General features: G+C 36.1%; 10 protein-coding genes. All 10 read left to right on the top strand.

All coding sequences use genetic code 11. From position 1 onward, the window contains the following. The coding region (locus tag J6D32_RS07770; protein ID WP_195248546.1) for an IS3 family transposase at window positions 1–122 on the top strand (122 nt) is incomplete at its 5' end. Window positions 123–911: 789 nt separating this feature from the next. After that, entirely contained in the window at window positions 912–3,008 is a 2,097-nt protein-coding gene (locus tag J6D32_RS07775; protein WP_287467510.1) for an efflux RND transporter permease subunit, read from the top strand. Next, entirely contained in the window at window positions 2,989–5,115 is a 2,127-nt protein-coding gene (locus J6D32_RS07780) for a hypothetical protein (protein WP_055164843.1), read from the top strand. The genes J6D32_RS07775 and J6D32_RS07780 overlap by 20 nt, the downstream gene beginning before the upstream one ends. Before the next feature lie 80 nt (window positions 5,116–5,195). Next, a complete protein-coding gene (locus J6D32_RS07785) occupies window positions 5,196–5,897 on the top strand; it encodes a response regulator transcription factor (RefSeq protein WP_132942966.1) in 702 nt (233 codons plus the stop codon). After that, on the top strand, window positions 5,894–7,180 hold the full coding sequence (locus J6D32_RS07790) for a sensor histidine kinase (RefSeq protein ID WP_055164837.1): 1,287 nt from the start codon (window positions 5,894–5,896) through the stop codon (window positions 7,178–7,180). Before J6D32_RS07785 ends, J6D32_RS07790 begins: the two co-directional genes overlap by 4 nt. A gap of 58 nt (window positions 7,181–7,238) precedes the next feature. Beyond that, the gene (locus tag J6D32_RS07795; protein ID WP_055164834.1) at window positions 7,239–8,099 is read left to right on the top strand and encodes an EamA family transporter; all 861 of its coding nucleotides are present in this window, start codon (window positions 7,239–7,241) and stop codon (window positions 8,097–8,099) included. Between the two features lie 202 nt (window positions 8,100–8,301). Next, window positions 8,302–8,613, top strand: coding sequence for a hypothetical protein (locus tag J6D32_RS07800; RefSeq protein ID WP_006785495.1), 312 nt, complete (start codon window positions 8,302–8,304; stop codon window positions 8,611–8,613). 85 nt (window positions 8,614–8,698) lie between these two features. Next, the gene (locus J6D32_RS07805; protein ID WP_287467514.1) at window positions 8,699–9,652 is read left to right on the top strand and encodes a glycosylasparaginase; all 954 of its coding nucleotides are present in this window, start codon (window positions 8,699–8,701) and stop codon (window positions 9,650–9,652) included. A gap of 69 nt (window positions 9,653–9,721) precedes the next feature. Continuing rightward, complete coding sequence (locus J6D32_RS07810; RefSeq protein WP_202979832.1) at window positions 9,722–10,219, top strand: hypothetical protein; 498 nt, start codon at window positions 9,722–9,724, stop codon at window positions 10,217–10,219. A 361-nt stretch (window positions 10,220–10,580) separates the two neighbouring features. Next, window positions 10,581–10,728: LD-carboxypeptidase (locus J6D32_RS07815; protein ID WP_287467515.1), on the top strand; the 148-nt coding region annotated here is incomplete at its 3' end.

A 10,728-nucleotide genomic window follows, 5' to 3' on the forward strand; every position in this document is an offset into this window, starting at 1 on the left:
AACAACTAGGTTATGAATTTGCCGACTACGTTAACTGGTATAACAATCATAGGATCCACTCTTCACTGGGATATTTATCCCCAGTTGAATATCGTCAAAATACCCTTAAAAAAGTTGTTTAGTTTAGTGTTGACAATCCAGAGTTTACCATTTATGTTAGGTGGAATTATGACAACTCTATCTGGCATTGTGGCTGTCTATAAAAATAGAAAAAAATAATTATTATTTAAATGAGATAACTTTTTTTATGGATAAAATTTAGTCTTATTATAATTGAATTAAATATTATAATGGGCTATGCTGAAGGTGAAGTAATCCTGTCAGATAGATAATCAATAAAAATAGAATTTATGCGGCATGTGGTCTGACTTCAATCAGACTCATGCCGTATTTTGTTTGATTTCATTTATGTTTATAGTAATAAATAGATTTAGCGATCGATACATTAAAACCTGTTTTATAACAAGCTTTAATTAGCCTCACGTATTATTTGATGAAATAGTAAATTCTAGTTGGTTAAAACATCCTATTCAATCCCGCATTTATCTGAGAAAATATAGTTTTTTAAAAGTAGATATTTGAAGAGAAAATAAAAAAAGGTTAATCTCAAGTTAGTAGTCATCGACTATACTCAGATTAATCTTTTTATTTGTATTAAATTTTTTATAACAGTTGAAGTCGTAGGACTGATTCCTCTAGTGGATATGATGGCTGCAAGGCACAGGCGGTGGAGATAGGGCTCTTTGCAAAGAGAACTGATAAAAGTTAAAAGGAGATTTTACACTGTTTTTTGGGAGTGTTTTTTTCTTAAGCGCTTTTTAATTTTTAATATTTCTTAATTTTTTTTAACCGATTCTCTAATTTTTTGTTGTTAAGATAACTCTAGAGACAAAAAGGAGGATAAAAGAGTTATGAATGTGATAGCAGATAAAGTCTTGAAACATAAAAAGGCTGTATTATTATGCTTTATTATCTCGGCCATTATGTGTTTGTTTTTAAAACAACAGGTTGTAGTGAATTATAATTTAGCTGATTATTTGCCTGATAATGCCCCTTCAACGCTTGCGCTTGAAGTGATGGATGATGCTTATACGACAAAAACACCCAATGTACGTGTTTATATTCCACATGTGAGTGTGGTCGAGGCATTAGCTTATAAAGAAACGTTAGCAAACGTTGAAGGCGTTGAGTCAATTGAATGGTTAGATGATTCTGAAGATGTGACAAAACCTCTAGAAACCCTAGAACCAGAGACGGTAGCTAAGTGGTATGTAGATAACGGGGTTCTTTATTCGTTAACAATTTCTGAAGAAGAGCCGGTGAAAGTGTTAGATGATATTCGTGCCATTATTGGAGATGAAGGAGCAATGACAGGAGAAGCGGTTACAACGGCTGCAGCTCAAGTTTCAACGGGAACTGAAATTCCGATGATTATGGGGTTTGTAATTCCGATGATCTTTGTCGTATTACTCGTGACGACAAGTTCATGGTTTGAGCCCGTTCTCTTTTTAGTGACAATTGGGATTTCGATTGCGTTAAATGCGGGAACCAATATCATCTTTGGGGAAATTTCATTCATTACGAATGCAACAAGTAACATTTTACAATTAGCAGTCTCGATGGATTACGCCATCTTTTTATTGCATCGATTTGCAGAGTTTAGGGATGAGGGAATGTCTGTCCAAGATGCGATGCATCAAGCAATGATTAAAGCGGCATCTTCTATCTTTTCAAGTGGATTGACGACCTTCTTTGGATTTATTGCCTTGACACTTATGAGTTTTAAAGTTGGCCCAGATATGGGAATCGTTTTAGCAAAAGGAATTATTTTCAGTTTATTATCCGTGTTATTTTTCTTACCTGTTCTGGCGATGTATACGTATAAATGGATTGATAAAACACATCACCGTTCCTTTATGCCATCATTTAATAAAATTGCAAAATTGGCAACTCGTGTTCGAACAGGAATCTTAGTGTTAGTTCTTGTATTAGTTGTTCCTTGTTTTTTAGCTCAGCAAAAAACAGACTTTATGTATGGATCTTCAGGTATGAATACACCCGAGTCACAAGTGGGACAGGAAAAGGCTCTGATTAATGAAACATTTGGAGAAGCAAATACCTTTGCATTAATGGTACCAAAAGGGCAATGGGGATTAGAAAAAGAACTGTCAGCTAACCTATCAACCCTTCCTGAAGTAACCTCTGTCTTATCCATCGTTGATGTCGTAGGATCAGAGATTCCTTTAGACTATTTACCAGAAGATGAGGCATCTAAATTAATTTCAGAAGATTATAGTCGCTTTATCATTACAGCAGCGGTAGATGAAGAATCGGAACAAACCTTTGAATTTGTGGCGAAGCTACGCGAGATTGCACATGAGTATTATGACGATGATTATTACCTAGCAGGTGGATCTGTTAGTACATACGATATCAAGGAGACGGTAACTAATGATAACTTATGGGTCAATCTGTTAGCGATTGGTGCCATTGGGGTTGTGTTACTCGTGACATTTAAATCACTATCTTTACCTGTCTTGTTATTATTGACAATCGAAGCGTCGATTTGGATTAATTTATCGGTTCCTTATTATAGTGGAACAAGTTTAAATTACATTGGCTATTTGGTCATTAATTCGGTTCAACTAGGGGCTACAGTGGACTATGCCATTTTATTTGCTGAAAGTTACCTACATCATCGACAATCTGTTTCTAAATATGAAGCGGCAACGCGTGCCATTACGGAAACAGCACCATCAATTTTAACATCAGGTGGAATTTTATGTATTGCAGGAGCAAATATTGGAATTATTTCAACAAATGTTGTGATTAGTCAATTAGGGGTGTTAATTGGACGTGGAGGATTTATTTCAGTTATTTTAGTGTTATTATTCTTACCAGCTTTACTGGTCTTATGCGATCCAATCATTGAAAAAACAACCTTAAAGACAAAGTTTTATCGTGAACAAAAGAGTGGAGGAGTTAAACATGAAATCATCAATGCCTAAAATAGTATCAATGGTGAGTGCGAGTGCACTTATTATGAGTTCAACTCAAATTGGGGTATTGGCAAGTGTAAATATTCCAAAAGAAGAAGTCGTTTATATTAATTTAAACCAGAGCGGTAATGTTGAAAATATCTATGTCGTGAATGTATTTAATTCAGAAAGTAGAGGTCGTATCGTCGATTACGGAGCCTATACCAGTGTTAGTAATTTAACGACAACAGCTCCCATTACGTTAGCACAAGATAAAATTACGATTGATGATGTGAATGGACGTTTTTATTATCAAGGAGATTTGGAAACGACAGACATTCCTTGGTTATTGAACATTAGTTATTATTTAAATGGTAAAAAAGTAGATGCTAATGAACTTGCAGGGGCAAATGGAGAAATCACAGTGAAATTAAGTGTGAAAGAAAATACAAAAGTCGATTCAGTTTTCTTTGAAAATTTTGCTCTTCAAACCACGATTGCATTTGATTCAACTTATACAACGCTTGTTAAGTCTGAGGGAGCAACCGTTGCCAATGTAGGAAGTAAAAAACAATTAGTCTATACCATGATGGCTGGAAATGAAAAAGAAATTGAGTTTACAGTGAATTCAACAGACTTTAGTATGGATGGCATTCAAATTAATGGGATTCCATTAAATTTGAATATTGATAATCCAGACACAAGTGAGTTTACCGATCGTTTACTTGAACTTCAAGATGGAGTGGTAAAACTTGACGACGGTGCAACAGAACTGAAAGACGGAAGCTTTGATTTAAAAGATGGCACAGCAACATTAAAAGATGGGGTGAATACGTTAAAAGATGGTGCGACGTCTTTAAGTAAGGGAATGAATGAATTAGCGGCTGGAAGTTCTAGTCTTTACTCAGGGATTCAAACGTTAAAGGATGGGACTTCAAGACTACAAAATGGATCTTTAGAATTAGCGACTGGGCTTGATACCTTGGTGAGTCAAAATTCTATGTTAACAGAAGGATCTCAAGCTGTGGTGAATGGAATTCATCAATTACAAGAAGGAGCAGGAGCTTTATTAAGTGGAGTCGATCAATTCATTTTAGAGAGTGGGCAGATGGGAAATAGTCTATCACAGCTTCAAAATGGATCAGAATCATTTAAAGGAGGACTTAATGATTTAGCAAGTAGTAGTCAGTCACTTGTCAATAGCTCAAATGAAATTGCAGCAGGGATTTCTCAAAGCGCAGGGGCTTTACAACAACTTGCCGCATCATCACAATCAGAAGAAATGCAGGGATTACTAGCCGCGCTTAGTAGTAGTCAAGACACAAATGTTCAGGCACTAGTTTATGCTTATCAACAACAAGCAGGAATAATTGGCCAAATTTCTGCTGGAATGGACGGACTAAATGCCAATTATGGTGCATTTAATGAAGGGGTGAATCAAGTTGTTGGTGGAATTGGTTCTTTAAATGCGAATTATGATAGCATTCATTCTGGGATTGTAACATTAGTCTCTGGTGTATCAGGAATGCTCTCTTCAACAGGACCAATGGCGACACTTCGCGAAGGAGTGCAGACATTAAATAATGGAGTCGCACAGTTAGCCACAGAGTACCAGATACTTCATCAAGGAATTTTAGCCTATACTGATGGTGTGTCACAAGTAGGCGAAGGGGCTAAATCATTGGTAACAGGAGTGAATGGGTTAGCAAGTGGAACAACTAGTTTATCAGATGGAGCCAATACCTTAAAAGATGGCGTGAATCAACTACAAAGTGGAACAACAGAGCTTCAAAATGGAACGACTGAACTGTATAATGGAACGGTAAGTCTTGCTGATGGAGTGAACCAACTAGTCGATGGAACAATTGAACTTTCAGATGGAACAGGACAAATGAGAGAAGAAACAACTGGAATTGATCAAGAAGTCAGTGATAAAGTGGATGAAATGATTTCAGATATAATAGGTGGCGACTTTGAAATGAAATCTTTTGTGTCTGATAAAAATACGGAGGTTGAATCCGTTCAGTTTGTGATGAAAACAAATGCAATCGCAAAAGATATAACCGTTGAAGTCCCTGTTGTCGAAGAAACTTCTCTTAATTTTTGGCAAAAACTTTTACACTTATTTGGATTTTAATCATTAAGAACATGTATAATAGGAAAGAGAAGCAATGATTGGCTTCTCTCTCTTTATATTGAAGGGAAGGAGAATTGAACATGGATCGTATTTTAATTGTGGATGATGATCAAGCCATTGCATATTTAATTGCGGATGCTCTTGAAGATGAAGGATTTGAAATAATCATTTGTCATGATGGGAACGAAGCGTTAGAAAAGATAGAAGAATCATGTGAGATTTCACTCATGATTTTAGATATTATGATGCCAAAGATGGATGGGCTTGAATTATGTCGCCGGGTACGTGATCAATTGAAAGCGCCTATTATCTTTGTCAGTGCAAAAAGCAGAACGCTTGATACCTTACTGGGGCTTGAAATGGGAGCAGACGATTATATCTGCAAACCTTTTGTTGTAGAGGAATTAGTTGCACGAGTCAAAGCACATTTAAGAAGAGAAAAACGACATCAAATGAATGCCATTGAATCCTTACAAGATGTTTTGCAGTTTGATCGTTTCAAATTATATCTAAATCGATATGAAGTCTTTAAAGACGAGGTTAATATTGATTTATCTCCTCGTGAGTTTCAATTATTTCAGTACTTCGTTGAAAATAGTGGCCGTGTGTTAAGTCGTGAACAAATTTTTGATGCGATATGGGGCGAAAATTATGGTGATATTGGAACAGTAGCGGTTAATATCAAAAATCTACGTCAAAAGTTAGACCCAGATAATCAGTATATTAAAACCATTTGGGGAGTCGGGTATAAACTAGTTAAACCTGAAGGAGAAGGACGATGAGTTTACGACAAAAAGGAGCCATCGTCATTTTTTTAATCTTTATTTTAAACTTTGGGACCCTTGTTTGGTATTATAATTTTTATTTATCCGATCAAGTATTAGCAGAAATTGAGGAAGCTCAACAAAGTGTGAATGCGACAACTTTTGAAATTTTATCTAAAATCCAAAGCAATCAGTCGATTGACGAGTATGGTTCTAAGTCCTTTCATAACGGTGATTGTTATCAAATTGTGATTGAAAACTTAGAAGGGGAAACGCTATATGAAAATAAACCAACTATCAAGGGGAGTCTGGGTGTCCATGAATCTTCTATTTTTGAATATGAGGGCAGCTATTATTTACTAAAGGTAACAGGAATATTGTCTGTAGAAGATCCATTTGCAATTTCACCAGTTATGACCTTGCTTGATTTTGAACAATTTAATATTGTGATCAGTATTATCATTTTAACTACTTTACTATACTTATTTATTATCAAGCCAATTGAAGGTTTAAAACTAGATATGGATCAATATCAAAAGGGGATAAAGCCACGAAAAACAAATCGATGTGACGAAGTTGGAAAGCTTAAAAACCGATTTGTATATCTGGCAAATGAACTTGAAGATCAAAAGCTCCAACAAAGCCGTATTATAGCCTCAATTTCACACGATATTAAAACACCGCTTACTTCAATCATGGGGTATGCAGAACGATTGAACAAAGGAAATTTAAGTGCAGAACGAATGAAACGATATACGGAGACCATCTATGACAAGTCAATGGTGATTAAGGAGCTTATTGATGAGTTTGATCATTACTTAAATTATAATTTGGGAAGTTCACTCCATAAAAAGAAGATGAGTGTAAAGCAATTAGAGGAACATTTACGTCAAGATTATGAGTTAGAACTAAGTGAAATTGGCGTTGAGTTTAAGGTTGAAAATATGTGTCAGGATGAGCTTCTTGAGATTGATTATGGAAAAATCCGACGTGTATTTGGAAATATTATCGACAATAGCATCAAGCATATGAAGGAATCAACCATCAAGCGGATACAGATTAAGATTCAATCACAGGCAAAGGGGGTTTTGATTTCGATTGCTGATACAGGATGTGGGGTAAAAGAGACAGAATTGGAGCAGATTTTCAAGCCACTTTATACGTCAGATCAAAGTCGGAAGGTAGCAGGGCTTGGTTTATCTATTTGTCAAAGCATTATCGGTGCTCATGGAGGACGAATTTGGGCCACAAATGGAAGGGAAAGTGGACTGGTGATTCATTTTACGCTAAATAAGTCCTAAATCCTCTTAAAATCAGTTGACTGTTATATGATACAATGATTTGAAAGGGGGAGTGTTAATGTGGATATTATATGCGATAGGATCAGCCTTTTTTGCCGGTGTAACGTCCATTTTAGCTAAAATTGGAATACAACAAACAGATTCTAATGTGGCGACAGCTATAAGGACTGTGGTTGTTCTAGTGTTTTCTTGGTTTATGGTCTTTATCGTGGGCTCTTTTCAAACGATATCAGAGATTAGCCTAAAAACGTTACTATTTTTAATTTTATCGGGATTAGCAACTGGTGGATCATGGCTTTGTTATTTTAAAGCATTGCAACTGGGGGATGTCAATAAAGTGACGCCAATTGATAAATCAAGTACAGTTTTAACGATGATTTTAGCATTCATTTTCTTAGGAGAAAGGTTAAGTATAACGAAGCTTCTAGGAATGATTGGAATCGGTGTTGGAACCTATTTAATGATTATGAAAAAGGAAGATATCCAAAAAGAGGTTAGTAATCGTCGTTGGATGTTTTATGCCATTTTATCGGCTATTTTGGCTAGTTTAACTGCAATCTTAGGAAAGGTTGGAATTATCGGTGTTGAATCAAATTTAGGAACCGCAATTCGAACCATTGTCGTGCTAATCATGGCATGGATTATCGTCTTCGTAACCCATAAACAACATGAGGTGAAGCATATTGATTCAAAAAGTTGGTTCTTTATTGTACTGTCTGGGATAACAACTGGCTTATCGTGGCTTTGTTATTACAAAGCACTGCAAGAAGGAGACGCAAGTCTCGTCGTTCCAATCGATAAATTAAGTATTCTGGTAACCATCGGATTTTCTTATATGTTTTTAAAGGAAAAGTTAACGAAAAAATCTGCAAGTGGGTTAGTCATCATGGTGGGTGGCACCTTCATTTTACTCATATAAAAAGGTGATCAAGGATTGGTATAAAAATAAATCCTCTTCTGATCCACACATAGCTACTTGAAAGTTAATAATAGAAAAGTTCCTGTTTGTGGGCAACGCCAATGCTAAATCTATTGTTATTTTATAGATTTCAATTTGTTGTGGACGTAAGATTGTTGTATAATAATCTTACATCTTGAATGAAGCGAAGTGAGGCCAAAATATGAAGACGCGTTATTATACTAATTTTGAATTTTATTATGATGAAGATACAATGGATCTACCACAATCCGTGCTAGAAAGTGAACAGTTGTCACCTGCAGCTAAAAATATTTATATTTTCTTTGTTTATTTGATTACGGAACAGGTCGAAGATATTTTAGGAACGTTACAAAATTTAGAAGAAGCCAAGCATGACTTAGAGCCAGGATTAGCCGAATTATTGGCTTGCGGGTTAATTATTAAAGAAGTTCAAAAAAATGAGGCGGGAGAAGAGGAGTTACATTATATTGTGACGAAAGAATTCCAAGCATAAAAAGGGTATTTCTAGGTAGAAATACCCTTTTTTCTATGTATATAGGAACATGAAATAAATCATGAATATGATGGGAGGGTGTGAAATGATGAGATGGGGAATCATTGCAACGTGGTATTTTTCAAAAGAGGGAGTTCGGTTGGCGGCGAATCTTTTAAGTGAGGGAAAAACAGCAGATGAAGCGGTTAAAGTAGCGATTAATGATGTAGAGAATAATCCACGTTATAAATCGGTTGGATATGGGGGATTGCCAAACGAAGAAGGTGTTTGTGAGTTTGACGCAGGGTGGATGAATGGAAATACGTTGAGTTTTGGAGCTGTGGGAGCAGCTCGAGATATAAAAAATGTAATTGATGTAGTGAAGAAGTTATCGGATGAAGAGGTAAATGTTTTTTTAGTTGCAAATGGAGCAGAAAAATATGCGCATGTTGAAGGCTTTGAAAAGCGAAATATGTTAACGAAAAAAGCTAAAGATGAATTTTTAGCTCGTCAGTTGTTAATGAAAAATGTTGACTTAACACCGTATGATGGACATGACACAGTGAGTATGGTTGGCGTTGATTCTAATCAGACAGTTATTTCAGCAACGTCAACAAGTGGTTTGTTTATGAAAAAAACAGGCCGAGTGGGGGATTCTCCAATTATTGGATCGGGGTATTATGCAGATAGTGAAGTAGGGGGAGTGGCAGCAACAGGACTTGGCGAAGAGATTATGAAAGGATGCTTATCATATGAGGTGGTGAGGTTAATGGAAGAAGGTTGTAGTCCAATGGAAGCATGTGCCCAGGCACTGAAACGCTTTGAAAATAAACTGATGAGAAAGCGTGGGACAGTTAGTTCTATGAGTCTTATGGCAATGAATAGGGAAGGTCAGTGGGGCGTTGCAACAAATGTAGAGTTTACGTTTGTCGTGGCTACCCAGCAACACCCTTTAAAAACATATGTTGATCAAGTTCTAAATCAAAATTTAGTCATTGAAGAAGTAGAAGATGTGTCTAAATGGATGATGCAAGAGGAACATCAATTAGAGGGTGAATGAATTGAAACTAAGAAGTCACCTATCAAAAAAAAAGACATAGACTATTCTAGCAAGATTGGAGGGATAGAAATGGAATACTCTAATATTAGAATTGTTAATGTTGGAGCAGATGATGCACTCGGCTGGACAACGATTAATGAAGGACCGAATAGTATCCAAGTTCCAACAGGAACTCAGGATTCATGGAATGCTCAAAGTCAGCCTTTTAATTCGAATGTATGGCCAGGGCAAGTACTACCACCACCTAATATGCCACCTTATGGACCACCGATGATGGGCCCATCTTATAATCAACCACCAAAACAAAGTGAAGCACCTAAGTCACCACCGCCAAATTTTACGCCACAACAAAGCCAGGCTAAACCATTTGCCATTGATCCGGGTGGTATTGCAAATTGTCTATATCGATATGTCTATATTTGGCCAACAGGTAGCCATGGTCGTGGGTACTGGGTGTATTTCACTTATGTCGGACATAAAAGTATTGCAGGGTTTAGATGGAATGGTCGGTACTGGGTGTATGGTGGAATCGATTTAAGAAGAATTGAATCTTTTCAGTGTTATTGAAAGAAGACATGCTAAAAAAGCATGTCTTTTTTAAATTTCATGGTAATATATAACAAAATAATGAGGGTAGTAAGATGTTAATGAAACCGAAAAAATAAAACAAAGGAGATAAGTGACAACCATTAGTTTATCCTAGGGGGGAGGAGATGAGAATCTTTGTTGGAAGCTTTTTGAGATGAAAGCATCAAAGTGATTTTTAATTGTATCGGTGGTGATAATCTCATCAAATGATTACCGTATATATATAAGTCAAGATAAGTTTTTCACACTTGGAAAACTTTTAACTGGACTATAGTTAGCTCTAAGTATCAAAAAGACTTCAGGACTGAGATTAATTTATAATAGTGAAATACATTTCTGCTTGTATATAGATTTTGAGATCATTAAAAAGAATCCTAAAATTTTGATTGGTCATTCTGATACAACAATTGGTCACTTAATGTGTTTTAAGGCAGGTCTTTCTAGCTTTTATGGACCGAGTTTACTCGCAGAATTTGCAAAAAATGGTG

The sequence above is a fragment of the Turicibacter sp. genome, from assembly GCF_017941855.1.
Lineage (GTDB): Bacteria > Bacillota_I > Bacilli_A > MOL361 > Turicibacteraceae > Turicibacter > Turicibacter sanguinis.

What these genes read in the sequence shown, in the direction of transcription:
- J6D32_RS07790 (WP_055164837.1), top strand. Translation starts at nt 5,894, where the DNA reads ATGAGTTTACGACAAAAAGGAGCCATCGTCATTTTTTTAATCTTTATT.
- J6D32_RS07805 (WP_287467514.1), top strand. Translation starts at nt 8,699, where the DNA reads ATGATGAGATGGGGAATCATTGCAACGTGGTATTTTTCAAAAGAGGGA.
- J6D32_RS07800 (WP_006785495.1), top strand. Translation starts at nt 8,302, where the DNA reads ATGAAGACGCGTTATTATACTAATTTTGAATTTTATTATGATGAAGAT.
- J6D32_RS07775 (WP_287467510.1), top strand. Translation starts at nt 912, where the DNA reads ATGAATGTGATAGCAGATAAAGTCTTGAAACATAAAAAGGCTGTATTA.
- J6D32_RS07780 (WP_055164843.1), top strand. Translation starts at nt 2,989, where the DNA reads ATGAAATCATCAATGCCTAAAATAGTATCAATGGTGAGTGCGAGTGCA.
- J6D32_RS07810 (WP_202979832.1), top strand. Translation starts at nt 9,722, where the DNA reads ATGGAATACTCTAATATTAGAATTGTTAATGTTGGAGCAGATGATGCA.
- J6D32_RS07795 (WP_055164834.1), top strand. Translation starts at nt 7,239, where the DNA reads ATGTGGATATTATATGCGATAGGATCAGCCTTTTTTGCCGGTGTAACG.
- J6D32_RS07785 (WP_132942966.1), top strand. Translation starts at nt 5,196, where the DNA reads ATGGATCGTATTTTAATTGTGGATGATGATCAAGCCATTGCATATTTA.